General features: G+C 73.8%; 22 protein-coding genes. 6 read left to right on the top strand and 16 right to left on the bottom strand.

Annotated features, from left to right (window positions below):
- Positions 1 to 131 precede the first annotated feature (131 nt).
- From BS73_RS08335 to BS73_RS08350, 4 genes are read left to right on the top strand one after another with little or no spacing between them, the layout of a single operon-like run.
- Entirely contained in the window at positions 132 to 2,519 is a 2,388-nt protein-coding gene (locus BS73_RS08335) for a xanthine dehydrogenase family protein molybdopterin-binding subunit (protein ID WP_051939703.1), read from the top strand.
- Entirely contained in the window at positions 2,516 to 3,403 is an 888-nt protein-coding gene (locus BS73_RS08340; protein WP_037570728.1) for an FAD binding domain-containing protein, read from the top strand. The genes BS73_RS08335 and BS73_RS08340 overlap by 4 nt, the downstream gene beginning before the upstream one ends.
- Complete coding sequence (locus BS73_RS08345; RefSeq protein WP_235215351.1) at positions 3,396 to 3,887, top strand: (2Fe-2S)-binding protein; 492 nt, start codon at positions 3,396 to 3,398, stop codon at positions 3,885 to 3,887. The genes BS73_RS08340 and BS73_RS08345 overlap by 8 nt, the downstream gene beginning before the upstream one ends.
- Positions 3,888 to 3,937: 50 nt before the next feature.
- Complete coding sequence (locus tag BS73_RS08350; RefSeq protein ID WP_037570730.1) at positions 3,938 to 4,603, top strand: DUF5995 family protein; 666 nt, start codon at positions 3,938 to 3,940, stop codon at positions 4,601 to 4,603.
- A 152-nt stretch (positions 4,604 to 4,755) separates the two neighbouring features.
- Here BS73_RS08350 and BS73_RS08355 read toward each other — a convergent pair whose 3' ends face one another.
- The 5 genes from BS73_RS08355 to def all read right to left on the bottom strand — a co-directional run bounded on the left by BS73_RS08355 (position 4,756) and on the right by def (position 10,211).
- Positions 4,756 to 6,195 carry a GuaB1 family IMP dehydrogenase-related protein gene (locus BS73_RS08355; protein WP_037570732.1) on the bottom strand — a complete coding sequence of 480 codons (1,440 nt, stop codon included), beginning with the start codon at positions 6,193 to 6,195 and terminating at the stop codon, positions 4,756 to 4,758.
- 218 nt (positions 6,196 to 6,413) lie between these two features.
- Complete coding sequence (gene rpe / locus BS73_RS08360; RefSeq protein WP_037570734.1) at positions 6,414 to 7,103, bottom strand: ribulose-phosphate 3-epimerase; 690 nt, start codon at positions 7,101 to 7,103, stop codon at positions 6,414 to 6,416.
- A 28-nt stretch (positions 7,104 to 7,131) separates the two neighbouring features.
- Positions 7,132 to 8,640, bottom strand: coding sequence for an RsmB/NOP family class I SAM-dependent RNA methyltransferase (locus BS73_RS08365; protein ID WP_037570737.1), 1,509 nt, complete (start codon positions 8,638 to 8,640; stop codon positions 7,132 to 7,134).
- The gene (gene fmt / locus BS73_RS08370; protein WP_051939704.1) at positions 8,637 to 9,611 is read right to left on the bottom strand and encodes a methionyl-tRNA formyltransferase; all 975 of its coding nucleotides are present in this window, start codon (positions 9,609 to 9,611) and stop codon (positions 8,637 to 8,639) included. The genes BS73_RS08365 and fmt overlap by 4 nt, the downstream gene beginning before the upstream one ends.
- Positions 9,612 to 9,665: 54 nt before the next feature.
- Positions 9,666 to 10,211 carry a peptide deformylase gene (gene def, locus BS73_RS08375; protein ID WP_037570740.1) on the bottom strand — a complete coding sequence of 182 codons (546 nt, stop codon included), beginning with the start codon at positions 10,209 to 10,211 and terminating at the stop codon, positions 9,666 to 9,668.
- A 179-nt stretch (positions 10,212 to 10,390) separates the two neighbouring features.
- Between def and BS73_RS39325 the strand changes: the two genes are divergently transcribed.
- Positions 10,391 to 10,999 carry a hypothetical protein gene (locus BS73_RS39325; protein WP_235215635.1) on the top strand — a complete coding sequence of 203 codons (609 nt, stop codon included), beginning with the start codon at positions 10,391 to 10,393 and terminating at the stop codon, positions 10,997 to 10,999.
- 73 nt (positions 11,000 to 11,072) lie between these two features.
- Here BS73_RS39325 and BS73_RS08385 read toward each other — a convergent pair whose 3' ends face one another.
- Entirely contained in the window at positions 11,073 to 13,193 is a 2,121-nt protein-coding gene (locus tag BS73_RS08385; RefSeq protein ID WP_037570741.1) for a primosomal protein N', read from the bottom strand.
- A 106-nt stretch (positions 13,194 to 13,299) separates the two neighbouring features.
- On the opposite strand from BS73_RS08385, the gene BS73_RS08390 reads away from it, so the two are divergent.
- Positions 13,300 to 13,956: a class II aldolase/adducin family protein gene (locus tag BS73_RS08390; RefSeq protein WP_037570747.1), complete on the top strand. Its 657-nt coding sequence runs from the start codon at positions 13,300 to 13,302 to the stop codon at positions 13,954 to 13,956.
- A 126-nt stretch (positions 13,957 to 14,082) separates the two neighbouring features.
- Here BS73_RS08390 and metK read toward each other — a convergent pair whose 3' ends face one another.
- The 10 genes from metK to BS73_RS08440 form a co-directional block, all read right to left on the bottom strand.
- A complete protein-coding gene (metK, locus tag BS73_RS08395; protein ID WP_037570749.1) occupies positions 14,083 to 15,294 on the bottom strand; it encodes a methionine adenosyltransferase in 1,212 nt (403 codons plus the stop codon).
- 216 nt (positions 15,295 to 15,510) lie between these two features.
- Positions 15,511 to 16,704 (bottom strand): bifunctional phosphopantothenoylcysteine decarboxylase/phosphopantothenate--cysteine ligase CoaBC, encoded by a 1,194-nt coding sequence (gene coaBC / locus BS73_RS08400; RefSeq protein ID WP_037570750.1) that lies wholly within the window; start codon positions 16,702 to 16,704, stop codon positions 15,511 to 15,513.
- A 230-nt stretch (positions 16,705 to 16,934) separates the two neighbouring features.
- A complete protein-coding gene (gene rpoZ, locus BS73_RS08405; protein ID WP_037570753.1) occupies positions 16,935 to 17,210 on the bottom strand; it encodes a DNA-directed RNA polymerase subunit omega in 276 nt (91 codons plus the stop codon).
- Positions 17,211 to 17,239: 29 nt separating this feature from the next.
- Positions 17,240 to 17,797, bottom strand: coding sequence for a guanylate kinase (gene gmk, locus BS73_RS08410; RefSeq protein WP_037570756.1), 558 nt, complete (start codon positions 17,795 to 17,797; stop codon positions 17,240 to 17,242).
- 61 nt (positions 17,798 to 17,858) lie between these two features.
- Complete coding sequence (locus BS73_RS08415) at positions 17,859 to 18,182, bottom strand: integration host factor (RefSeq protein ID WP_037570759.1); 324 nt, start codon at positions 18,180 to 18,182, stop codon at positions 17,859 to 17,861.
- Between the two features lie 256 nt (positions 18,183 to 18,438).
- Positions 18,439 to 19,284 (bottom strand): orotidine-5'-phosphate decarboxylase, encoded by an 846-nt coding sequence (gene pyrF / locus BS73_RS08420; RefSeq protein WP_037570762.1) that lies wholly within the window; start codon positions 19,282 to 19,284, stop codon positions 18,439 to 18,441.
- Positions 19,281 to 20,405, bottom strand: a complete 1,125-nt coding sequence (locus tag BS73_RS08425) for a quinone-dependent dihydroorotate dehydrogenase (RefSeq protein WP_037570765.1) — start codon at positions 20,403 to 20,405, stop codon at positions 19,281 to 19,283. Before BS73_RS08425 ends, pyrF begins: the two co-directional genes overlap by 4 nt.
- A 154-nt stretch (positions 20,406 to 20,559) precedes the next feature.
- The gene (gene carB, locus BS73_RS08430) at positions 20,560 to 23,880 is read right to left on the bottom strand and encodes a carbamoyl-phosphate synthase large subunit (protein WP_037570768.1); all 3,321 of its coding nucleotides are present in this window, start codon (positions 23,878 to 23,880) and stop codon (positions 20,560 to 20,562) included.
- Entirely contained in the window at positions 23,873 to 25,021 is a 1,149-nt protein-coding gene (gene carA, locus BS73_RS08435; RefSeq protein WP_037570771.1) for a glutamine-hydrolyzing carbamoyl-phosphate synthase small subunit, read from the bottom strand. Before carA ends, carB begins: the two co-directional genes overlap by 8 nt.
- Complete coding sequence (locus BS73_RS08440; RefSeq protein ID WP_152617839.1) at positions 25,018 to 25,557, bottom strand: PH-like domain-containing protein; 540 nt, start codon at positions 25,555 to 25,557, stop codon at positions 25,018 to 25,020. The genes carA and BS73_RS08440 overlap by 4 nt, the downstream gene beginning before the upstream one ends.
- Positions 25,558 to 25,567: the final 10 nt, after the last annotated feature.

Raw genomic sequence — 25,567 nt, forward strand, 5'->3', positions numbered from 1 at the left:
GGGACCGCTGACGGCGGGAACCCCGGGGGACCTCCCGGGAGTTGACGGTGTGTCAGGTGTGATGCCCAGCAGTCGGGCGGCTCCGCGCGCGCTCGCCGTGCCCGGCCCCCGGCCGAACGGAGGTCCCGCCCATGAGCGCACCGCACGCGTCCGAGACCCCGCAGTCGCCCCGGCCGCCCGGGATCGGCGCCACCCGCTACGCCGGCAGCCGGGTCCCCCGGGTCGAGGACCCGCGGCTGCTGACCGGCCACGGCACCTATGTGGACGACGTGGTGCGGCCGGGGATGCTGCACGGCCACTTCGTCCGCAGCCCGCTGGCCCGCGCCCGGGTCCTCGGCGTCGACGTCTCCGAGGCGCTGGCGCTGCCCGGCGTGCGGGCCGTCTTCACCGCCGAGGACCTCAACCCCGGCGTCCATGAGCAGTGGTACACGATGCAGGGCCCGGACGCGCCGGACACCCCGCGGCCGCCGCTGGCCGAGGGCGAGGTCCGGTTCGTCGGCGATCCGGTCGCGCTGGTGGTCGCCGAGGACCGCTATCTCGCGGAGGACGCGGCCGAGTTGGTGGTCGTCGACTACGACCCGCTGACCCCGGTGGTGGACTACGCCACCGCGCTGGACTCCGACCAGCTGGTGCACGAGGGCTACCCGCGCAACCTCGTCGGCGAGCGCGGCGGCCGCCCCGTCGAGGACCTCGCCGACGTCTTCGCCGGTGCCGCCCATGTGGTCCGGGAGACCATCCACCAGCAGGGCCACGCCTCGGTGCCGATGGAGACCCGCGGCCTGATCGCCGAATGGTCCGCCGCCGACGGCGAGATGACGATGTGGGCGTCCAGCCAGTCCCCGCACGAGATGCGGATGTTCTGCGCCCGGGTGCTCGGCGTCCCCGAGCACCGGGTGCGGGCGGTGGTGCGGGACACCGGCGGCGGCTTCGGCCAGAAGATCGTGCCGATGCGCGAGGAGATGTGCGTGATGCTGGCCGCGCGCAGACTGCCGGCCGCGCTGAAGTGGATCGAGGACCGGCAGGAGAACCTGCTGGCCGCAGGGCAGGGCCGGCGGGAGCACGGCGAGGCCGCGATGGCCTTCGACGAGGAGGGCCGGATCCTCGCCGCCACCCTGGACCACGTCCAGGACGCCGGGGCGTATCCGGTGCCCAACCCGGTGAACACCGCAGGTCTGGTCGGGATGCTCTTCCCCGGCCCGTACCGGATCCCCGAGGCCACCTTCACCCTCAGGTCGGTCTTCTCCAACACCTCGGGCCGGATCGCCTATCGCGGCCCCTGGGCCTTCGAGCCGCTCGTCCGCGAGGTGCTGCTGGACATCGCCGCCCGGCGGATCGGCATCGACCCGGTCGAGCTGCGCCGCCGCAACCTGCTGCGCCGGGACGAGCTGCCGTACACCAACGCCAACGGCCTGCCGTACAGCGACATGACGCCGCTGGAGACCTTCGAGCACGCGATCGAGCTGCTGGACTACCCGGCGTTCCGGCGCGAGCAGCGGCAGGCCCGGGCCGAGGGGCGGTACATCGGCGTCGGCACCTCCAGCTACGTCGAACCGACCGCTGCGGCGATGGGGTCGATGGGCACCGAGGGCGCGACCATCAGGATCGAGCCCTCCGGCGCGGTCAACGTCTACGTGGCCGGCGGCTCCTGCGGCAACAGCCTGGAGACCACGGTCGTCCAGCTCACCGCGGACGCGCTGGGCGTCGACATCGAGGACGTCCACACCATCCAGGGCGACACGGCGGTGACGCCGTACGGGGCCGGCACCGGGGGCAGCCGCTCCGGTTCGATGCTCGCCGGAGCGATCCGGGAGACCGGGGGCGCCCTGCGCGAGCGGATCACCGCCATCGCCGCCCACAAGCTGGAGGCGGCGCCGGTGGACATCGAGCTGGCGGACAGCCGGGCCTTCGTCCGGGGCGACCCGTCCAGCGGGCTGACGATCGGTCAGATCGCCGCGCTGGCCTACTTCCAGAGCGAGCAGCTGCCTCCGGGTGTGCCGCCGGGGCTGGAGGCCGGCGGCCGGTACCGCGGTGCGGCCCCGATGGTCTGGGCGAACGCCACCCACGTCTGCACCTGCGAGGTGGACGTGGTCACCGGCGAGGTGCGGCTGCTGCGCTATATCGTCAGCGAGGACTGCGGTCCGATGATCAACCCCAACGTGGTGGAGGGCCAGATCGCGGGCGGCACCGTGCAGGGGATCGGCGGGGCGCTCTTCGAGGAGTTCGCCCACGACGCCGACGGCAACCCGCTGGCCACCACGTTCATGGACTACCTGCTGCCGACCAGCACCGAGGTCCCGGTCATCGAGCACGGCCACGTCGAGTCGCCGAGCCCGGGACCGGGCGGCTACAAGGGCGTCGGCGAGGGCGGGGCGCTGGGGGCGCCGCCCGCGGTGGTGAACGCGGTCGCCGACGCGCTGTCACCGTTCGGCGTCACCCTCAACCGGATGCCGCTGACCCCGGCCGCGCTCATCGAGCTGATCCAGGCCGCCGAGAGCTCCGGGAAGGGGGTGCCGGCATGAAGCCGTCGGCGTTCGACTACCACGCCCCGACCAGCGTCGAGGAGGCCGTCTCGCTCCTCGCCGAGCTCGGCGACGAGGCCAAGGCCATCGCCGGCGGGCAGAGCCTGGTGCCGATGCTCGCCCTGCGGCTGACCGCCTTCCCCCACCTGGTCGACCTGCGAAAGGTGGCCGGGATCCGGGGGTTCGAGCAGCGGGAGGGCGGCATGTGGGTGGGCGCGGCCACCACCCAGTCCGCCGTCGAGCGGTCCGCCGAGATCGCCGAGCGGGTGCCGCTGCTGGCCCGGGCCACCCCGCTGATCGGCCACTTCCAGATCCGCAACCGCGGCACCGTCGGCGGCTCGCTGGCGCACGCGGACGCGGCGGCCGAGTACCCGGCGGTCGCGCTGGCGCTGGACGCCGAGCTGGAGACGGCCTCACCGCGCGGGACGCGCACCCTCCCCGCGGCCGGCTTCTTCACCGGCATGTGGACCACCGGGCTCGCCGAGGACGAGCTGCTCACCGGGGTCCGCTTCCCGGTGGCGGGCCCCCGCTGCGGCTACGCGGTCGAGGAGTTCGCCCGCCGCCGGGGGGACTTCGCCATCGCGGGCGCGGCCGTCGCGATCGAGCTGGACCCGCAGGGGCGGGTGGCGCGCTGCGGAATCGGCCTGTTCGGCCTCGGCCCGGCGGCCCAGCGGGCCACGGCGGCGGAGCGGGCGGTCGCGGGGACGGCGGTCGCGGGCGGCGGATCCGACGCGGCGGCGGCCGAGGTCGGCCGGATCGGGGTGGCGGAGCTCGACTCCGTCCCCTCCGACCTCCACGGAACGGCGGAGTACCGGAAGCGCGTGGGGGCGGCCATGGTGGCCCGCGCCTGGCAGAAGGCCGTACGGGAGGCGAGCGGTGACTGAGGTCGAGATCGGGATCGAGCTGACGCTCAACGGAGTGAAGCGGCCGTCGCGGGTGCCGCCCCGGCGCACCCTCGCCGACCACCTGCGGACCGACCACCACCTGACCGGCACCCACCTGGGCTGCGAGCACGGCGTCTGCGGCGCCTGCACGGTGCTGCTGGACGGCGAGGCCGTCCGGTCCTGCCTGGTCTTCGCGGTGCAGGCGGACGGCTCCGAGGTGACCACGGTGGAAGGGCTGACCGGCGAGGACGGCGCGCTCTCCCCCGTCCAGGCCGCCTTCCGCGACCACCACGGGCTGCAGTGCGGCTTCTGCACGCCGGGGTTCGTGGTCTCGGCCACCGCCCTGCTGGAGCGGAACCCCCACCCCACCGACGAGGAGATCCGGGAGGCGCTCTCCGGCAACCTCTGCCGCTGCACCGGATACCAGGGGATCCTCAAGGCCGTCCGAGCCGCGGCGGACGGGGAGCGACCCGCCGTCGAGTGACCACCGGCGAGTGATGGCACGGTGGGTGACGACATGTCAGGATTCGTCCCATGGCCACCGTGACCGCGCCCCTGGCGCCCGCCATCGGCGCACTGCGCACCCTCGCGGCCACCCCGCCGCCCGGCGACGGGGTGGCCGTCTTCGCGCGGATGTACCTGGTCGTCACCCAGGCCGTGGACCGGCATCTGCGGCTCACCCGGTACTTCCAGGACCCGGAGGCCACCGGAGTGCTGGCCGTGCTCTTCGCCGACCGCTTCCTCGACGCCCTGGACGCCCGCCCGGCGCCGGCCTGCTGGCGCCCGCTGCTGGCGCTGCGCCGGCACCCGGGGATCCGGCCGATCCAGTTCGCGCTGGCCGGGATGAACGCCCACATCGAGCACGACCTGCCGCTGGCGCTGCTGGACACCTGCGCGCGCACCGGGCGGGCGCTGCACGACATGTCGGCCGACTTCCACCGGGTCAACGACGTCCTCGCCGAGGTCGAGGAGAAGGCCCGCGAGGAGCTGGCGCCCGCCGGGCACGGCGACGACCCGGACGAGCCGCTGCTACACCTGCTGGGCTGCTGGTCCATCGACCGCGCGCGGGACGCGGCGTGGGCGTCGGCGCACGCCCTGTGGGAGCTCCGCTCCCGCCCGGAGGCCTACGCCGCCACCGCGGACGCCCTCTCCGACTCCGTCGGCCTGATCAGCCGCTGCCTGCTGACGCCGCTGCGCTGAGGGGACGCCCTGATGTGCGGCCCGAAGGGCCGGGCACATCAGGGGCGCGGGGAACCGCGCGCCCGGCCGCCTACGGCGGGAGAGCCGCCGGCGGCGGGCCGGACGGCGCCCCGTAGGCGGCTCGGTAGCGGCTCGGAGGCGGCTCGGCTCGGCTACCAGCTCGCGTGCAGCGGCTTGCCCTCGGCGTAGCCGGCCGCGCTCTGGATCCCGACGATCGACTTCTCGTGGAACTCCTCAAGGCTCGCCGCCCCGGCGTAGGTGCAGCTGCTGCGGACACCCGAGACGATCGAGTCGATCAGGTCCTCGACGCCCGGCCGCTCCGGGTCCAGGAACATCCGCGAGGTCGAGATCCCCTCCTCGAACAGCGCCTTCCGGGCCCGGTCGTACGCCGACTCCTCGGAGGTGCGGTTGCGGACCGCCCGCGCGGAGGCCATCCCGAAGCTCTCCTTGTAGAGCCGGCCGTCGGCCGCGGACTGCAGGTCGCCCGGGGACTCGTAGGTCCCCGCGAACCAGGAGCCGATCATCACGTTGGACGCGCCCGCGGCCAGCGCCATCGCGACGTCCCGGGGGTGCCGGACGCCGCCGTCCGCCCACACGTGGCGGCCGAGCCGCCGCGCCTCGGCGGAGCACTCCAGCACCGCGGAGAACTGGGGCCGGCCGACGCCGGTCATCATCCGGGTGGTGCACATCGCGCCCGGGCCGACGCCGACCTTGATGATGTCCGCCCCGGCCTCCACCAGGTCGCGCACACCGGCCGCGGAGACCACGTTGCCGGCCACCACCGGCACCCCGGGGTCCAGCGCCCGGACCGCCTTCAGCGCGCTGATCATCGACTCCTGGTGGCCGTGCGCGGTGTCCACCACCAGCACGTCCGCGCCCGCCTCGACCAGCGCCTTGGCCCGGCCGGCCACGTCGCCGTTGATGCCCACGGTGGCGGCGATCCGCAGCCGCCCGGCGTCGTCCACGGCCGGGGTGTAGAGGGTGGCGCGCAGGGCGGCCTTCCGGGTCAGGATGCCGACCAGCCGGCCGTCCCCGTCCACCACCGGCGCCAGCCGGCGATGCGCCTCGGTCAGCCGGTCGAAGGCGTCCCGCGGGTCGATGCTCTCCTCCAGCAGCAGCAGGTCGCGGGACATCACCTCGGAGAGGTTGGTGAACCGGTCCACGCCCTGGCAGTCGGAGTCGGTGACCACCCCGACCGGCCGGCCGACCTCGTCGATCACGACCACGGCGCCGTGGGCGCGCTTGGGCAGCAGGGAGAGCGCCTCCGCGACGGTGGCGGTGGGGGCCAGCGTGATGGCGGTGTCGTGGACCAGGTGGCGGGCCTTCACCCAGGCGATGACCTCGGCCACGACCTCGATCGGGATGTCCTGCGGGATGGCCACGATGCCGCCGCGGCGGGCGACCGTCTCGGCCATCCGGCGCCCGGCGATCGCGGTCATGTTGGCGACCACGAGCGGAATTGTGGTCCCGGTGCCGTCGGTGGTGGACAGGTCCACCGCCTGGCGGGAACCCACGGCCGACCGGCTGGGGACCATGAACACGTCGTCGTAGGTCAGGTCGTAAGCCGGCTGAAGGTCGTTCAGGAAGCGCATGGACGGGCTCTCTGCTGGATGACGGTGCGTCGGATGCCGGACGCTTCCGGTCTGCCGGGCGCCCGCACCCAACCGACGATTCTCGCCGAAACACCTGGTGAAAACCAGTTCGCCCGGCATTGTTGCAGCTACCGCCAACCCGGGCGGCGGATCGCGGCGGCCGGCTTGGACGATCGTCCAGCCAGGGCCGCGGCCGCCGTCCGCCGCCGGGCGGAGAGCTAGTGGGCGCAGCCCCAGGACGAGGCGTCCACCACGCCCTGCGCCTGCTCGCGCAGCGCCCGCACCGCCGCGGCCGGGTCGTCCGCGCCGTACACCGCCGACCCCGCGACGAAGACGTCCGCCCCCGCCTCCGCGCAGCGCTCGATCGTCGAGGCCGAGACCCCGCCGTCCACCTGCAGCCACAGCTCCAGCCCGTGCTTGGCGATCAGCTCCCGGGTCCGCCGGATCTTGGGCAGCATGATGTCCAGGAAGGACTGCCCCCCGAACCCCGGCTCCACCGTCATCACCAGCAGCATGTCCAGCTCGGGCAGCAGGTCCTCGTACGGCTCGATCGGCGTGGCCGGCTTCAGCGCCATCGACGCCCGCGCGCCCTGCGCCCGCAGCTCCCGCGCCAGCCGCACCGGCGCCGCCGCCGCCTCCGCATGGAAGGTCACCGAGCCGGCGCCCGCCTCGGCGTACTGCGGCGCCCAGCGGTCCGGCTCCTCGATCATCAGATGGCAGTCGATCGGCGTCTCCGTCGCCTTCAGCAGGGACTCCACCACCGGCAGCCCGAGCGTCAGGTTCGGCACGAAGTGGTTGTCCATGACGTCGACGTGCAGCCAGTCGGCCCCCCGCACCGCCGCCGCCTCGTCGGCCAGCCGGGCGAAGTCCGCGGAGAGGATGCTCGGGTTGATCTGTGCGGTGCTCATGGATCCAGTCTTCCAGTCGTCCGTGTCGTCAGCGGGTGCGCAGCAGCAGCGCCAGGTACATCGCGTCGGTCCCGTGGAGGTGCGGCCAGAGCTGCACGTCGGGTCCGTCGCCCAGCCCCGGCATCCCCTCCGGCAGCAGCGGCCGGGCGTCCACCCACTCCACGGCCCGCTCCCCGCCGCCGTCCCGTTCCAGCTCCTTCAGCACGTCCTGGACCACGGCCCTGGTCTCGGCCAGATGCGGCGAGCAGGTCGCGTACGCGACGAGGCCGCCCACCCGCACCGACCGCAGCGCACCGCGCAGCAGCCCGCGCTGCACCGGACCGAACCCCGGGAGGTCCTCGGCCCGCCGCCGCCACCGCGCCTCCGGCCGGCGCCGCAGCGCGCCGAGCCCTGTGCACGGCACATCGACCAGCACCCGGTCGAAGAAGTCCGGCTGCCAGGCCGGCCGCGTCCCGTCCGCCACGATCACCTGGTACGGCCCCGGGTTGCCGTCCAGCGCCCGCGCGACCAGCCGGGCCCGGTGCGGCTGCCGCTCCGAGGCGACCAGCGCCGCCCCCTGCCGCGCGGCCAGCGCCCCCAGCAGGGCGGCCTTGCCGCCCGGCCCCGCGCAGGCGTCCAGCCAGCGCTCGGTCCCGGCCGGCACGCCCTCCAGCGGCGGTTCGAGCGGCAGCCCCAGCGGGGCCGCCGCCAGCGCGGCCGCCACCAGCTGGCTGCCCTCGTCCTGCACCCCGGCCCGGTTCTCCCGGACCGCCTCAAGCTCGCCCGGGTCGCCGCCCTCCGCCAGCCGCAGCGCGTACGGCGACCAGCGGCCGTCCGCCGTGGCGTCCTCCGGCAGCGCCTCCCGCAGCTCCTCGGTGGTGGACCGCCCCGGCCTCGCCACCAGCGTCACCTCAGGACGGGCGTTGTCCGCGGCCAGCAGCGCCTCGATGCCCCGCCGGCCGGACTCCTCCGGCTGCCAGACCCCCAGCGAGTCCCAGAGCGCGCCCACGACCCAGCGCGGATGCGAGTACCGGACGGCCAGATGGTCTTCCGCGTCCTCCTCGTACGGCGGCGCGACCCGCTCCAGCCACTCGTCCAGGTCGTGCGCGGTGACCTTGCGCAGCACGGCGTTGACGAACTTGGCCCGGCCGTCCCCGAGCACCACCCGGGCCAGCTCCACGGTCGCCGAGACCGCCGCGTGCGGGGGGATCCGGGTCGCCAGGATCTGGTGGGCGCCCAGCGTCAGCACGTCGAGCACCGGCGGGTCGACCTCGCGCAGCGGCCGGTCGACGCAGGCCGCGAGCACCGCGTCGTAGCTGCCCTGCATCCGCAGCGAGCCGTAGACCAGCTCGGTGGCGAAGGCCGCGTCCCGTCGGTCGAAGTCCGGATGGTCCCGCTCGGCGTCGCGCAGCAGCGCGGGCAGCACCAGGTTGGCGTACGCGTCCCGCTCGTCGACGGCGCGCAGCGCCTCGAAGGCGACCATCCGCGCCGGATCCTTCTTCGGCCGCCGGTACGGCCGCGCCGGACGCTTCCTCACCGGCCTTGCGGGGCTGCTCACTTGACACCCTCACCGCTCGCCGGGAGGGCCGCCGGGTCCGCCGGCTCGAAGCGCTCCCCGGCCTCGATCCGGTGCCCGCGCGCCCAGTCTCCGGCGGACATCCGCTTCTTGCCCTGCGCCTGCACCTCGCCGAGCACCACCTCGTGGCTGCCGGTGCCGACCCGCACGGTGTTCTTCTGCACCGCGATCTCGCCGGGCGCCAGCTCCGCGCGCTCCGGCGTGGGCCGGACCGGGCCCAGCTTGACCCGCTCGCCGCGCAGCACCGTCCAGGCACCGGGCGCCGGGGTGCAGCCGCGCACCACGCGGTCCACCCGCAGCGCCGGAGCCGTCCAGTCCACCCGGGCGTCCTCGACGTTGATCTTCGGGGCCAGCGAGACGCCCTCCGCGGGCTGCGCGACCGGCACCAGCGAGCCGTCCTCGATCCCGTCCATCGTCGCCGCCAGCAGCCCCGCCCCCGACTGCGCGAGCCGGCCCAGCAGGTCCCCGCTGGTGTCCGTCGCCCGGATCTCCTCGGTCACCACCCCGTACACCGGGCCGGAGTCGAGGCCCTCCTCGATCTGGAAGGTGGAGGCGCCGGTGACCGCGTCCCCGGCCATCAGCGAGTGCTGCACCGGCGCCGCCCCGCGCCAGGCCGGCAGCAGCGAGAAGTGGAGGTTCACCCAGCCGTGCCGGGGGACGTCCAGCGCGACCCGCGGCAGCAGCGCGCCGTAGGCCACCACCGGGCAGCAGTCGGGGGCGATCCGCGCCAGCCGCTCCAGGAACTCCGGGTCGCGCGGGCGCCTGGGCTTGAGCACCTCGATGCCGGCCTCCTCGGCCCGCTGCGCGACCGGGCTCGCGACCAGCCGCCGGCCGCGCCCGGCGGGGGCGTCGGGCCTGGTGACGACGGCCGCCACCTCGTGCCGGTCGGAGGCGATCAGCGCCTCCAGGGCGGGGACGGCCACCTCGGGGGTGCCGGCGAAAACGAGCCTCATAACGAGTGCGGCTGCCTCTCGGTTCTCTCTGCTGGGTCTCGGTACCGGCGCCGGTCAGAGCGCGCGGCCGAAGGTGCTGTGCGGCGACACCTTCACCGTCGGCGCCTGCTCCCCGGCCCACTCCGCCTCGCGGATCGCGCGCAGCGCGGCCTTGCGCTGCTCGCGGTCGAGCCGGTCGATGAAGATGATGCCGTCCAGATGGTCGGTCTCGTGCTGGATGCAGCGCGCGAGCCGCTGGGTTCCCTCGATCGTGACCGGGTCGCCGTACTGGTTGAACCCCTTGGCGACCACGCCGTAGGCGCGCTTGCAGTCGTACTGCAGCCCGGGGAGGGAGAGGCAGCCCTCGGGGCCGTCCTGCTCCTCCTCGGTGAGGTCGAGCACCGGGTTGATCAGATGACCGGTCTCGCCCTCCACGTGGTAGGTGAACACCCGCAGCGACACCCCGAGTTGGGGGGCCGCCAGGCCCGCGCCCGGGGCGTCCACCATGGTCTCGGTCAGGTCCTTGACCAGGGTGCGCAGCTCCTTGTCGAAGGTGACCACCGGCTGGGCCGTCATCCGCAGCACCGGATCGCCGAAGAGCCGAATCGGCTTGACCGCCACCGGGGGCCTCCTGAACATCACGCGGGTAGGGGAACGACCCAAGTCTAGAGGTCGGCGCGCAACCACCGACCCCCGCGCCGTACGCGCCCGCTCGCACGCCCCCGGCGTTACCCCCGGGCAGTGTCACCCGTTGGTCACAGAGAATTGACGGACGAGCGGGTTGAGAGGCACGAACGATGATGGCCGACCACGCCACCCATGACGCCCGGGCCCGGGCGAGTCTCCACATGCTGGTGCGGGACATCGAGCGGGTACGCCGCCAGGTGGACGCGCTCCGCACCCTCACCGCCCAGCTCGGGAACGTGTACCGGCCCCGGCGCCCCACCACCTCCGCCGGATTCGTGGTGTACGGGCGGGCGCCGGCGCCGACCGTCCGCCTCGCCCAGGAGCTGCGGGACAGCGTGGAGGGCCTGGTCGCGGCGGCCGTGGAGTTCGACCGCTCGCTGGGCTTCTCCTGGGACGCGGTCGGCTCCGCCCTCGGCGTCACCAAGCAGGCGGTCCACCGCCGCTACGGCGTCCGCCGCCCCGCGCCGGCGCCCGCGCCCGCGCCCCCGCGGAGCCGATCCCCGACCAGCCCCTCCCCCGGGCGATCCCGGCCGCCCGGGACCACCAGTAGGGGGCACGCCCCGAACGAAGCGACGAAGTCGCAAGTCAAGGGGCGCGGGGAACTGCGCGCCCAGCCGACTACGGCGCCGCACGCGGCAACGGCACCCGGGTTGCAACCCGAACTGTCCGCTGCCGACTGCGGCACCGTTCGCGGCTGGGCGCGCAGTTCCCCGCGCCCCTGAAGTCGCTGCGCGACTTCGCGGGGCCGCTCAGCGGAGTCCGGGGCGGCAGCCCCGGGGGCAGAAGAGAGCGAGGTCAGCCGATGTCCGGCGGATCGACCCGGATCCGCACCGCGCCCCGCTTCTCGCCCGCCCCGCGGGCCAGCACCCCCGCCCGCGCGGCCTTCAACGCCGCGGCCAGCGCAGCCCCCCGCCCCGGCGAGACCCGGATCAGCACCCGCTCCTCGGCCTCCCCGGCGCCGTCGGCCCCCTCCCGCGCCTCCTCCACCGGCACCGGGCCCAGCACGTCCGCCCCCTCCGGCAGCCGCACCAGCCCCAGCAGCTCCGCCACCGCCTCCCGCCGGCCCGTCAGCGAGGCCATCCGGGAGACCGGCGGGAAGCCCAGCTCCCGCCGCTCGGCCAGCTCCATCCCGGCGAACCCCGCCGGATCCCACCGCACCAGCGCCTGCACAGGACGCAGCCCCGGCTCCGCGACGACCAGCACGGACCCGTCCCCCCGCACCAGCGCCGCCGCCCCCAGCCACCGCCGCAGCGCCTCCTCCCCGGCCCGCAGATCGGGCCGGTTGAGCAGCGCCCACCCGTCGAGCAGCAGCGCCGCCGCGTAACCCCCCGCGGGCGCGCCGTCCGCCCCGACCACCGCCGGCTCCGCCCCCGGCGTGGAGACCACAAGCGCCGGCCGGTCCGGCACACTGGCCAGCACCCCTTCCCGCCCCGACCCGTCCCCGGCCCGCCCGGAGGTCCGCACCGGCACCCGCGGGAACGCCCGCCCGAGCTCGTCCGCCGTCCGCTTGGCGCCGATGACCTGCGCCCGCAGCCGGAAGGAGCCGCACTCCGGGCAGTGCCAGTCCGCCTCGGGCCGCCCGCACCAGGCGCAGTGGAGCAGCCCCCCGGCGTCCTCGGCCCGCAGCGGCCCCGCGCACTGCCGGCAGCGCGCCGCCTCCCGGCACCGCGCGCAGACCAGCCGCGGTACATACCCCCGCCGCGGCACCTGCACCAGCACCGGTCCTCGCTCCAGCGCGTCCCGGGCGATCCGCCACGCCAAGGTCGGCAGCCGTGCGGACCGGGCCGCCGGGTCCGCGGCCTGGTCGTGCTCGCCGACCGTGCGCACCACCGGCGCGACCGCCCGCAGCGCCGCCCGGTCGGCGGCCAGCGGCCGCGCCCACCCGGTGTGCAGCAGCTGCGCCGCCTCGACCGTCACCGCGTGGCCGCCGACCAGCACCCCGGCACCGCGCTCGCTGGCGCGCAGCAGCAGCACGTCCCGGGCGTGCGGCTGCGGCGCGCGCTGCTCGGAGTGGCTGCCGTCCCCGTCGTCCCAGATGGCGACCAGCCCCAGGTCGCGCACCGGCGCGAAGGCCGCGGCCCGCGTCCCCACCACGGCCCGCACCGAGCCGCGGTTGACGGCCAGCCACCGCCGGTAGCGCTCCTCGGGCCCCAGCTCCGCGGTCAGCGCCACATGGTGGCCCTCCCCCAGCAGCCGGTCCAGCGCCTCGGAGGCGCGCGCCGTGGAGCGCCCGTCCGGCAGCACCACCAGCGCGCCCCGGCCGGAGGCCAGCGTCGCGGCGACGGCCCGGGCCAGCTCGTCCGGCCAGCCCGGGCCGGGCAGCGCGGTCCACACCGCCCGCGGCGATCCGCCGGAGGCCAGTGCCTCCAGATACCCGGCCCCCGCCTCGTACCGCGCCCACCCGCCGGGCGCCGGGCGCTCCGGCGGGGGCAGCGGCTCGGGCGAGGGCTCTGCCTCGGCCCGGCCGTGCCGCGGCGGTACGGCCAGCGCCAGTACGTCCGCCAGCGTCCCGGCGTACCGGTCCGCCACCGCCCGGCTGAGCTCCAGCAGCTCCGGGCCCAACACCGGCTCCGGGGAGAGGACTTGGCGCAGGGGGGCGAGCGGCCCGGGGTAGTCGCTGCTCTCCCGCCGCTCGACGATGAAGCCGTCGATCAGCCGCCCGCCGGTCCGCCGCCCCTGCTCGACGCGGCCCCCGAACCGCACCCGGACCCGGGCCCCGGGGACGGCCTCCTCGTCCAGCCGGGCCGGCACCGAGTAGTCGAAGTACTGGTCGAGATGGGACAGCGCCTTGTCCACCGCCACCCGGGCGACCGGCAGCCGCCCCGCGCTCGGCGCGGCCCGCCGCCGGGCCGAGCGCCTGCTCTCCCGAATCAGCGCAAGCTGCTCACCAGGGGCTTCCCCGTCGTCCGTGCTCATCACTCCTAGTCTTAGCAGACCCCGCCGACAACCCCCCCCGGCGGCGAGTCCGCCGAGGTGGGCACGGAGGACGTCGGGGCAGGCGGCGGGCTGGCAGGATGGCGGCATGCTGCTGGCTCGGGAACGTGAGGAACTGGCCGCCGCCGGGCGGCGGATCGCCGCCGGCGGGCTGGTGGTGAACGCCGCCGGCAATCTCTCCGCGAGAGCGGGCGGACTGGTGGCCGTCACCCCCACCGGGGCCGCCTTGGGCGAGCTGCGTCCGGAGGACTGCCCGGTGCTCGACCTCGGCACCGGCGAGCCGCGCGAGGGCGGCTACGCCCCGACTTCGGAGACCCCGCTCCACCTCGCGGTCTACCGCGCCTACCCGGACATCCGGGCGGTCGCCCACGCCCACAGCCTGGCCGCCACCGCCCTCGGCTGCGTGCGGGACGACGTCCCGATGCTCCACTACGCGATGCTGACGCTCGGCGGCGGACTCCGGGTGGCCCCCTATGCCACCTACGGCACCGAGGAGTTGGCCAAGGCCGCGGTCGCCGCACTGGACGGCAGGACGGCCGCCCTCCTCCGCAACCACGGCTCGATCGCCCTCGGCGACGACCTGGAGCAGGCCGTGCAGCGGCTCGAACTCACCGAGTGGCTGTGCGAGTTGTACGCCAGGGCGCGGGCGCTGGGCGAGCCGCGCGAGATCCCGCCCGAGCGCCGCGCCGAGGCGGCCGGAAAGCTCTCCGGCTACGGCCGCCGGAAAGCCACCGAGGACCGCTGAGGGCCGCCGAGGGCCGCCGAGGCCCGATGAGACGGCGGCGGGCCCGGGAGCACCACGCTCCCGGGCCCGCCGCCGTCGATCCGATGCACCGCCGAGAAGGCGGACGCGGGTCGGCCGCTCAGCCGTTCAGCCGCGTGCCACGGCCTTCTTCAGCTCCTCCACCCGGTCGGTGCGCTCCCAGGTGAAGTCCGGCAGCTCACGGCCGAAGTGGCCGTACGCGGCGGTCTGCGAGTAGATCGGCCGCAGCAGGTCCAGGTCGCGGATGATGGCGGCCGGCCGGAGGTCGAAGACGTCGGTGACCGCCTTCTGGATGTCGGCGATCGGGGCGGTCTCGGTGCCGAAGCACTCCACGAACAGACCCACCGGCTCGGCCTTGCCGATCGCGTACGCGACCTGCACCTCGGCCCGCCGGGCCAGGCCCGCCGCCACGATGTTCTTGGCCACCCAGCGCATCGCGTACGCGGCCGAACGGTCCACCTTGGACGGGTCCTTGCCGGAGAAGGCGCCGCCGCCGTGCCGGGCCATGCCGCCGTAGGTGTCGATGATGATCTTCCGGCCGGTGAGGCCGGCGTCGCCCATCGGGCCACCGATCTCGAACCGCCCGGTCGGGTTGACCAGCAGCCGGTAGTCGTCGGTGCTGAGCGTGATGCCGTCCTCGGCCAGCGACTTCAGCTCCGGCTCCACGACGAACTCGCGGATGTCCGGGGCGAGGAGCGAGTCCAGGTCGATGTCGCTGGCGTGCTGCGAGGAGACCACGACGGTGTCCAGGCGGACCGCGTCGTCACCGTCGTACTCGATGGTGACCTGGGTCTTGCCGTCCGGGCGGAGGTACGGGATGGTCCCGTTCTTGCGCACCTCGGAGAGCCGCTTGGAGAGCCGGTGCGCCAGGTAGATCGGCAGCGGCATCAGCTCGCGGGTGTCGTCGCAGGCGTAGCCGAACATCAGGCCCTGGTCGCCCGCGCCCTGCTTGTCGAGCTCGTCCTCGTCACCCTCGACGCGGTTCTCGTAGGCCGCGTCCACACCCTGCGCGATGTCCGGCGACTGCGCGCCGATGGAGACCGAGACCCCGCAGGACGCGCCGTCGAAGCCCTTCTTCGACGAGTCGTAGCCGATCTCCAGGATCTTCTCCCGGACCAGCTGGGCGATCGGCGCGTAGGCCTTGGTGGTGACCTCACCGGCGACGTGCACCAGGCCGGTGGTGATCAGCGTCTCCACGGCCACCCGCGAGGTGGGGTCGTCCTTGAGGAGAGCGTCGAGAATGGTGTCGCTGATCTGGTCAGCGATCTTGTCGGGGTGGCCCTCGGTCACGGACTCCGAGGTGAACAGGCGGCGAGACACAGCGCTCCCATGGGTTGCAGCGGCTGCTGACTGAGCGCACCGACGGGGTTGCCGGCGCGCCCGGGTGATCATTCGATCGTCCGCGGCGAGCGGGCCCACCGGCCTGTGACCGGCTGCCCCCACCGCGCACTGCACGATATACCCACCGGAGTCTAGCCCCCTGACCAGCCCCGGGGACATCGCGTCTCAGGAATCGGGCGGCGCCCTCCGGTCGGCTCAGAACCGGGCCGCGACCAGGTCCCAGACGGTCTCGGCCAGCGCCGTCTTGGGACCGCGCGGGATCGGCGTCTCGCTGCCGTCGGCGCCGAGCACCACGGCCTCGTTCTCTTCACTGCCGAAGGTGAGGTCCACCCCCACCTGGTTGACGACAAGCAGGTCGCATCCCTTGCGGGCGAGCTTGGCCCGGCCGTTGGCCAGCACGTCGTCGGTCTCCGCGGCGAAGCCGACCACCAGCTGCCCGGGCCGCGGCCGGTCGGCGCTCAACTCGGCCAGGATGTCCGGGTTGCGGACCAGCGCCACCGGCGCCGGCTCCTCCCCCTCGACCTTCTTGATCTTCCCCTCGGCGTAGGCGGCGGGACGGAAGTCGGCCACCGCCGCGGCCATCACCACCGCGTCCGCGTCCGCCGCGCGGCCCCGCACCGCCTCCCGCAGTTCGAGGGCGGTGCCGACCCGGGCCAGGTCCACCCCGGCCGGGTCGGGCAGCGAGGTGTTGGCGGCCAGCAGCGTCACCTCGGCCCCGCGGGCGGCCGCCACCGAGGCGAGGGCGTAGCCCTGCCGGCCGGAGGAGCGGTTGCCGAGGAAGCGCACCGGGTCCAGCGGCTCCCGGGTGCCGCCGGCGGTGACCACCACATGACGACCGGTCAGGTCGGCCGAGGCGGCGGGGCCGCGGTCCAGCACCCGGCGGCAGTAGGCGAAGACCGCCTCGGGGTCGGGGAACCGGCCCTTGCCGGTGTCCTTGCCGGTGAGCCGGCCGACCGCGGGCTCGATGACCAGCGAGCCGCGCCGGCGGAGGGTGGCGACGTTCTCCCGGGTGGCCGGGTGCTCCCACATCTCGGTGTGCATGGCCGGGGCGAAGACCACCGGGCAGCGGGCGGTCAGCAGGGTGTTGGTGAGGAGGTCGTCGGCGAGCCCGTGGGCGGCCTTGGCGAGGATGTCGGCGGTCGCCGGGGCGACCACGACGAGGTCCGCGCCCTGCCCGATCCGGACGTGCGGCACCTCGTGGACGGACTCCCAGACCTCGGTGCTCACCGGGTTCCCGGAGAGGGCCGACCAGGTCGCCGCCCCGACGAAGTTCAGCGCGGAGGCGGTCGGCACGACCCGCACGCGATGCCCGGACTCGGTGAACCGGCGCAGCAGCTCGGCCGCCTTGTAGGCGGCGATCCCGCCGGACACCCCCAGGACGACGTCCATGTCACCCAACCTTCCACGCCAAGATCACGACTGCCCGCAGCCTACCGCCGGCCCGGCACAAGCGAGCGCGCCCCTCGGACGGCACCGCAGGTGGGCGCGAGGGGCGCGGGATCCGACGTCTGCAGCTCCGCCGGGTGGCCGGGCCCGGCCGTCAACGAAGCCGCACCCGGCAGCGGCGACCGGGTTGCCCCCGATCGCCGCTGCCGGGTGCGGCTTCGCCCCGGAAGGGCTCACTGCCCGGCGGGGCCCTCGATCGCCTCGGCGGTCAGCATCCCCGCGTTGATCTCACGAAGCGCGATCGACAGCGGCTTCTCGTGGACGTGGGTGTCCACGAGCGGGCCGACGTACTCCAGCAGGCCCTCGCCCAGCTGCGAGTAGTAGGCGTTGATCTGACGCGCGCGCTTGGCCGCGTAGATGACCAGGCTGTACTTCGAGTCGGTGGCCTCGAGCAGCTCGTCGATCGGCGGGTTGATGATGCCCTCGGGCGCGGTCATGGAAGAGGACACGCTAAAACCTTCCGAAAGGTGAAGAAAAGTCAGGCTACGTTCAGCAAGGCTAGCAGTTCGGCGGAGACGTCCTCGACAGAGGTGTTCACCAGCGTCGTGTCGAACTCCGGCTCGGCGGCCAGTTCGACCCTGGCCTGGCGCAGCCGGGCGTCGATGACGTCCTCCGGCTCGGTGCCGCGCCCGGTCAGCCGGCGGACCAGCTCCTCCCAGGAGGGCGGGGCGAGGAAGACCAGCTGGGCGTCCGGCATCGACTCGCGGACCTGCCGCGCGCCCTGGAGCTCGATCTCCAGCAGCACCGGCTGCCCCTGCTCCAGCCGCTCGACGACCGGCCGGCGGGGCGTCCCGTAGCGGTTGCCGGCGAACCGGGCCCACTCCAGGAAGTCGCCGTTCGCGACCATCTTGTCGAAGGTCTCGTCGTCGACGAAGAAGTACTGCACACCGTCCCGCTCCCCCGGCCGCGGCTTGCGGGTGGTCGCGGAGACCGAGTACCAGACCTCGGGGTGTGCCTTGCGCATATGGGCGAGAACCGTGCTCTTGCCGACCCCGGAGGGGCCGGAGAGCACGGTGAGCCGCGGACGTTCAGTCATGGACCGATTATCCCGAATCGGGAGGGGCGGTCGGACCGCCCCTCCCCTCGAGACGCACGGATCACTTGGCCGCGGTGCCGAACTCCCGCTCCAGCGAAGCGATCTGGTTGGTTCCCAGACCGCGGACGCGACGGGACTCGCTGATGCCGAGGCGCTCCATGATCTGCTTGGCGCGGACCTTGCCCACGCCCGGCAGGCTCTCCAGGAGAGCGCTGACCTTCATCTTGCCGATCACCTCGTTCTCCTGACCGGCCTTGATGACCTCGTGCAGTGACGCACCGCTGTGCTTAAGGCGGTTCTTCACCTCGGCGCGCTCCCGGCGAGCCTCAGCGGCCTTGGCGAGCGCAGCAGCGCGCTGTTCAGGGGTAAGGGGCGGAAGTGCCACGCCGTTCACCTCAGTGTTCGAACGAATGGAAACAAGCTTGTACGGATCTTTCATGGACCGACGAGGAACCTAGCCGCTCTGACCTGCAGGAGCAACGAGAAACGCGCCCCTCGTCCGACCTACCGCCGGAGACTACCCCCCTGAAAGCCCCGCGTCAGGGAAAGAGGCCGAAAAGTCCTGGTCAGACTTGGCCGACCGGGACTTTTCCGGACAAAGAACCGTCGGTCCCCACGCTCTGTGACCGCGCGACTCCCCTTCAGGCGCCCGCGAGGGCCGCCCGGACCTCCGCGGCCTGCTGCTCCGCGGCCTCCCGCAGCGCCGCCACGGCAGGCCCGCGGCTGAGCACCCCGCGGCTGACGCTCGGCACCACGAGCCGGGCCGCGGAACCGAACACCTTGGGGATGTCCCGCGCCGTCGCGCCCTGGGCGCCGATGCCGGGGGCGAGGAGCGGCCCGTTGATCGCGAGGTCGACCCCCGCGTCGCCGAGCGTCGCCCCGACCACCGCGCCGAACGAGCCCATCGGCTCGGCCCCGGCGTTCTCCGCGGCCAGCTCCCGGAGGATCTGCCCGGCCACCGTGGTCCGCCCGTCGGCGCCCACCGCCCGCTGCACCGAGGCGCCCTCCGGGTTGGAGGTGAGGGCCAGCACGAAGAGCCCCGAGCCGGCCGCCCGGGCCGCGTCCACGGCCGGCCTCAGCGAGCCGAAGCCGAGGTACGGGCTGACCGTGAGGGCGTCCGAGAAGAGCGGGGACGCCGGGTCCAGGAAGGCCTCGGCGTAGGCGGCCATGGTGGAGCCGATGTCGCCGCGCTTGGCGTCGGTGACCACCAGCGCCCCCGCCTCCCGGGCGGCCGCGATGGTCCGCTCCAGGACGGCCACCCCGCGGCTGCCGAACCGCTCGAAGAAGGCCGCCTGCGGCTTCAGCACCGCCACCCGGTCGGCCAGCGCCTCGACGCAGGTACGGGCGAAGGACTCCAGTCCGGAGACGTCGTCCGGCAGGCCCCAGGCGTCCAGCAGCGAGGCGTGCGGGTCGATCCCCACGCACAGCGGTCCGCGCTCCGCCATGGCCCGGCTGAGCCGCGCCCCGAACGGGTCCCGAGCGGTCATGCGGTCTTCTCCTTGTCAGCGGCGGCGCCCACCGCTTCGGCGAGGTTGCGGTACCCGGAGGCGCGCAGCAGGGCGAGCAGCTCGCGGTGGACCCGGCGGGCCCAGAACGGCCCCTCGTAGATGAACCCGGTGTAGCCCTGGACCAGGGTGGCCCCGGCCAGGATCCGCTGCCAGGCGTCCGCACCGGTCTCGATGCCGCCGACCGCGACCAGCACCAGGCGGTCCCCGGTCCGGGCCCGCAGCCGGCGCAGGACCTCCAGCGAGCGCTCCTTGACCGGCGCGCCGGAGAGGCCCCCGGCGCCGGCCGCCTCGACCGTCCGCCGCGGGGTGCGCAGCCCCTCGCGGCCGATGGTGGTGTTGGTCGCGATGATGCCGTCCAGGCCCAGTTCCAGGGCCAGGTCGGCGACCGCGTCCACGTCCTCGTCGGCCAGGTCGGGGGCGATCTTGACCAGCAGCGGGACGTGCTCGGCCGCGACCCTGTCGAGGGTCCCCCGGACCGCGCTGAGCAGCGGCCGCAGCTGGTCCACCGCCTGCAGGTCGCGGAGGCCCGGGGTGTTCGGCGAGGAGACGTTGACCACGAAGTAGTCGGCCTGCCGGGCCAGCCGCTCGGTCGAGGCGACGTAGTCGGCGACCGCCTCGGCCTCCGGGACCACCTTGGTCTTGCCGATGTTGACGCCGACCACGGTGTCGTCGTGCCGGCCGCGCTTGACGGCCAGCCGGCGGGCCAGCCGGTCCGCGACGGCGGCCGAGCCCTGGTTGTTGAAGCCCATCCGGTTGACCAGCGCGCGGTCCTCGACCAGCCGGAACATCCGCGGGGCCGGGTTGCCGGGCTGCGGTTCGGCGGTGACGGTGCCGATCTCGACGTAGTCGAAGCCCAGCATGGCCAGGCCGTCGATGCCGAAGGCGTTCTTGTCGAAGCCGGCGGCGAGGCCGAACGGGCCCGGCAGGTCCAGCCCCAGCGCGGTCATCCGCAGCTCGGGGAACTGCGGGGCGAGCACCCGGCGGATCGCGCCGCGCAGCCCGGGGATCCGGGCCGCGACCCGGATCCAGGTGAACGCCAGCTCATGCGCCCGCTCGGGGTCCATCCGACGGAAGAAGAGCCTGAAGAAGAGGTGGTACAAGGGAGTTGCCCTTCAGAGGGAAGCGATCAACGAGGGGCCGGACGGCCCCCTGGCGGCCCGCAGGGCCGTTCGGGGGCGCGGGGAACTGCGCGCCCAGCCGACCACGGACCCGCAACGTCCGCACGCACAGTTCCCCCCGCCTACCCGAACGGCGTCACCCCTCGCGGCTCGCAGCCAGCTTCGCCGCGTGCTCCTGCAGCGACCCCACCCCGACCTCGCCCCGGACCAGCGCGTCGATGCCCTGCACCGCCGCCCCCAGCGCCTGGGCGGTGGTCAGGCACGGCACTCCGCGGGAGACCGCCACGGTCCGGATCTCGTAGCCGTCCAGCCGCCCGCCGGTCCCGAACGGGGTGTTGATGATCAGGTCGACCTCCCCGTTGTCGATCAGCTGGACGATGGTCGGCTCGCCGTTCGGTCCCTCGCCCTCGCTGTGCTTCCGCACGACCTTCGCCTGGATCCCGTTCCGCCGCAGCACCTCGGCGGTGCCGTTGGTGGCCAGCAGTTCGAAGCCGTGCTCGACCAGCGCCCGGGCCGGGAAGACCAGGTTCCGCTTGTCCCGGTTGGCCAGCGAGATGAAGACCCGCCCCTTGGTCGGCAGCGCGCCGTAGGCGGCCGCCTGCGACTTGGCGTACGCCGTGCCGAAGACCTGGTCCAGGCCCATGACCTCGCCGGTGGAGCGCATCTCCGGGCCGAGGATGGTGTCCACCCCGCGCCCGTGGACGTCCCGGAAGCGGGACCACGGGAGGACCGCCTCCTTGACCGCGATCGGCGCGTCCAGCGGCAGCGTCCCGCCGTCGCCGCTGCCGGGCAGCAGGCCCTCGGCGCGCAGCTCGGCGATGGTGGCCCCGAGCGAGATCCGCGCCGCGGCCTTGGCCAGCGGGACCGCCGTCGCCTTGGAGGTGAACGGCACGGTGCGGGACGCCCGCGGGTTGGCCTCCAGGACGTAGAGGATGTCCCCGGAGAGGGCGAACTGGATGTTGATCAGGCCACGCACCCCGACACCGGCTGCGATCGCCTCGGTGGAGGCCCGCAGCCGCTTGATGTCGTAGCCTCCGAGGGTCATCGGGGGCAGCGCGCAGGCGCTGTCGCCGGAGTGGATCCCGGCCTCCTCGATGTGCTCCATCACGCCGCCGAGGTAGAGCTCCTCGCCGTCGTAGAGGGCGTCCACGTCGATCTCGATCGCGTCGTCCAGGAAGCGGTCGATCAGCACCGGATGCTCGGAGATCAGTCCGGCGTGCCGCTCCAGGTAGGCGGCCAGCGAGGGCTCGTCGTAGACGATCTCCATGCCGCGCCCGCCGAGGACGTAGGACGGCCGGACCATCACCGGGTAGCCGATCTCCGCGGCGATCTCCTTGGCCTCCTCGAAGGAGAAGGCGGTGCCGTACTTGGGCGCGGGCAGCCCGGCCTCGGTGAGGATGCGGCCGAAGGCGCCGCGCTCCTCGGCCAGGTCGATCGCCTCGGGCGAGGTGCCGACGATCGACACCCCGTTGTCCTTGAGCGCCTGCGCCAGGCCCAGCGGGGTCTGCCCGCCGAGCTGCACCAGGACGCCGGCCACCGGCCCGGCCTGCTGCTCGGCGTGGACGATCTCCAGCACGTCCTCCAGCGTCAGCGGCTCGAAGTAGAGCCGGTCGGAGGTGTCGTAGTCGGTGGAGACGGTCTCCGGGTTGCAGTTGACCATCACGGTCTCGTACCCGGCGTCCGCCAGCGCGAAGGAGGCGTGGACGCAGGAGTAGTCGAACTCGATGCCCTGCCCGATGCGGTTCGGCCCGGAGCCCAGGATGATCACCGCCGGCTTCTCGCGCGGGGCGACCTCGCTCTCCTCGTCGTAGGAGGAGTAGAAGTACGGGGTCTTGGCGGCGAACTCGGCGGCGCAGGTGTCCACGGTCTTGTAGACCGGGCGGATGCCCAGCGCGTGCCGCACCTCGCGGACCACGTCCGCGCCGAGCCCCCGGATCGCGCTGATCTGGGCGTCGGAGAAGCCGTGCCGCTTGGCGTGCCGCAGCAGCTCCGGCGAGAGCTCGGCCGCCCCGGCGAGCTCCTCGGCGATCTCGTGGATCAGGAAGAGCTGGTCGACGAACCAGGGGTCGATCTTCGTGGCCTCGAAGACCTCCTCCGGGGTCGCCCCGGCCCGGATCGCGTCCATCACGGTGTTGATCCGGCCGTCGGTCGGCACACCGGCCTTGACCAGCAGCTGGTCCTTGGCGCCCAGCTCCTCCACCGGGGTGGCGAAGTCGAACTGCGAGCCCTTCTTCTCCAGCGAGCGCAGCGCCTTCTGCAGCGCCTCGGGGAAGTTGCGCCCCAGCGCCATCGCCTCGCCCACCGACTTCATGGTGGTGGTCAGGGTGGCGTCGGCGGCCGGGAACTTCTCGAAGGCGAACCGCGGGACCTTGACCACCACGTAGTCGAGGGTCGGCTCGAAGGAGGCCGGGGTCTCGGCGGTGATGTCGTTGGGAATCTCGTCCAGGGTGTAGCCCACGGCCAGCTTGGCGGCGATCTTGGCGATCGGGAAGCCGGTGGCCTTGGACGCCAGCGCCGAGGAGCGGGAGACCCGCGGGTTCATCTCGATGACGACCACCCGGCCGTCCTCGGGGTTCACCGCGAACTGGATGTTGCAGCCCCCGGTGTCCACGCCGACCTCGCGGATCACGGCGATGCCGATGTCCCGCAGGATCTGGTACTCGCGGTCGGTGAGGGTCATCGAGGGCGCGACGGTGATCGAGTCGCCGGTGTGGACGCCCATCGGGTCGAGGTTCTCGATCGAGCAGACGACCACGACGTTGTCGTGCTTGTCGCGCATCAGCTCGAGCTCGTACTCCTTCCAGCCGAGGATGGACTCCTCCAGGAGCACCTCGGTGGTCGGGGAGAGGGTCAGGCCCTGGCCGGCGATCCGGCGCAGGTCCTCCTCGTCGTGGGCGAAGCCGGAGCCCGCGCCGCCCATGGTGAAGGAGGGGCGGACCACCACCGGGTAGCCGCCCAGCTCCTCGACGCCGGCGAGGACGTCCTCCATCGAGTGGCAGATCACCGAGCGGGCGGACTCGCCGTGCCCGATCTTCTGCTTGACCACGTCGACGACGCCCTTGAACCGCTCCCGGTCCTCGCCCTTCTCGATGGCCTCGACATTGGCGCCGATGAGCTCGACACCGTACTTGTCCAGCACCCCGGACTTGGCCAGCGAGATGGCGGTGTTGAGCGCGGTCTGCCCGCCCAGGGTGGGCAGCAGGGCGTCCGGGCGCTCCTTGGCGATGATCTTCTCGACGAACTCGGGGGTGATCGGCTCGACGTAGGTGGCGTCGGCCATCTCCGGGTCGGTCATGATCGTCGCCGGGTTGGAGTTCACCAGGATGACCCGCAGGCCCTCGGCCTTGAGGACCCGGCAGGCCTGGGTGCCGGAGTAGTCGAACTCGGCGGCCTGGCCGATCACGATCGGGCCCGAGCCGATGACCAGGACGGACTGGATATCGGTGCGCTTAGGCACGCGGGGCCTCCACGTTGTTGTGCATGAGCTGGGTGAAGCGGTCGAACAGGTACGCGGCGTCGTGCGGTCCGGCCGCCGCCTCCGGGTGGTACTGGACGCTGAACGCCGGGGTGTCCAGCGCCTGCAGGCCCTCCACCACGTCGTCGTTCAGGCAGACGTGGGAGACCTCGACGCGGCCGAACTCGGTCTCGGAGACCTCGTCCAGCGGGGCGTCCACGGCGAAGCCGTGGTTGTGCGCGGTGACCTCCACCTTGCCGGTGGTGCGGTCCTGCACCGGCTGGTTGATCCCGCGGTGGCCGTACTTGAGCTTGAAGGTGCCGAAGCCGAGGGCCCGGCCGAACAGCTGGTTGCCGAAGCAGATGCCGAAGAACGGGGTCTTCCGGCGCAGCACCTCGCGCAGCACCTCGACCTGGGCGTCGGCGGTGGCCGGGTCGCCGGGGCCGTTGGAGAAGAAGACGCCGTCCGGTTCGACCGCGTAGATGTCCTCGGCGGTCGCGGTCGCCGGCAGCACGTGCACCTCGATGCCGCGCTCGGCCATCCGGTGCGGGGTCATCCCCTTGATGCCGAGGTCGACGGCGGCGACGGTGAACTTCTTCTCGCCGATCGCCGGGACCGTGTAGGCCTCGCCGGTGGCCACCTCTCCGGCCAGGTCCGCGCCGGCCATCTCCGGCGAGTTGCGGACCAGCTCGACCATGTCGCCCTCGAAGGGCAGCGCGTCGCCGGAGAAGATCCCGGCGCGCATCGCGCCGCTCTCCCGCAGGTGCCTGGTCAGCGCGCGGGTGTCGATCCCGCTGATGCCGACGATGCCCTGGCGCGCCAGCTCCTCGTCCAGCGAGCGCCGGGAGCGCCAGTTGGAGGGCACCCGGGCGGGGTCGCGGACCACGTACCCGGCCACCCAGATCTGCTTCGACCGGGACTCGCTGTCTTCGTCGTTCCAGCCGGTGTTGCCGATCTGCGGGGCGGTCATCACCACGATCTGGCGGCGGTACGACGGGTCGGTCAGCGTCTCCTGGTAGCCGGTCATGCCGGTGTTGAAGACGGCCTCGCCGAAGGTCTCGCCCACGGCGCCGTACGCCTGGCCCCGGAAGACGCGGCCGTCCTCCAGGACCAGGACAGCGGGGATCTTCGTTCGGGGGGTCATTCTGCGCCTTCCTTCTCCACTGCGTGCGGTTCTTCCTTCTCGACCAGCCGGTTGATCGCCTCGACCCAGGCCGGGTGGACCGCCGACTCGCGCGACCGGAAGCCCGAGTCGATCAGCTTCCCGCCGTGCTCCCAGGTGACCACCAGGAGGCCGCCCTCGGGCAGCACCTTCCCGGCGATCCCCTGGTCGGTACGGGCCCCGCGGAGGGCCGCCCGGGGGATGAAGAAGCCGGTCGCGGACGGGCGGACGACCCGCAGCCCGTCCTCGGTCAGGGTGAGCTCCGCGAGGGAGCGGGTGCCGAGGTCGCGGGCGACGATCCGGTCCAGCCACTCCCCCGCGCTGGTCGAGCCGTGGTAGCGGCCGAGCAGCTCCTCCAGGATGGGCTGCCCCTCCTCCTTCGGCAGCTCGACCAGCGGCGGCAGACCGGACTGCATGGTGGCCCGCCACTTCCAGCCCTGCCGCATCAGCCAGTACAGGAGCGCGATGAAGAGCACCAGGCCGACCACCCAGCCGGTGAGGTCGCCCTTGTTCTCCATCGGCGCCGAT

The organism is Phaeacidiphilus oryzae TH49 (genome assembly GCF_000744815.1).
Taxonomy (GTDB): domain Bacteria; phylum Actinomycetota; class Actinomycetes; order Streptomycetales; family Streptomycetaceae; genus Phaeacidiphilus; species Phaeacidiphilus oryzae.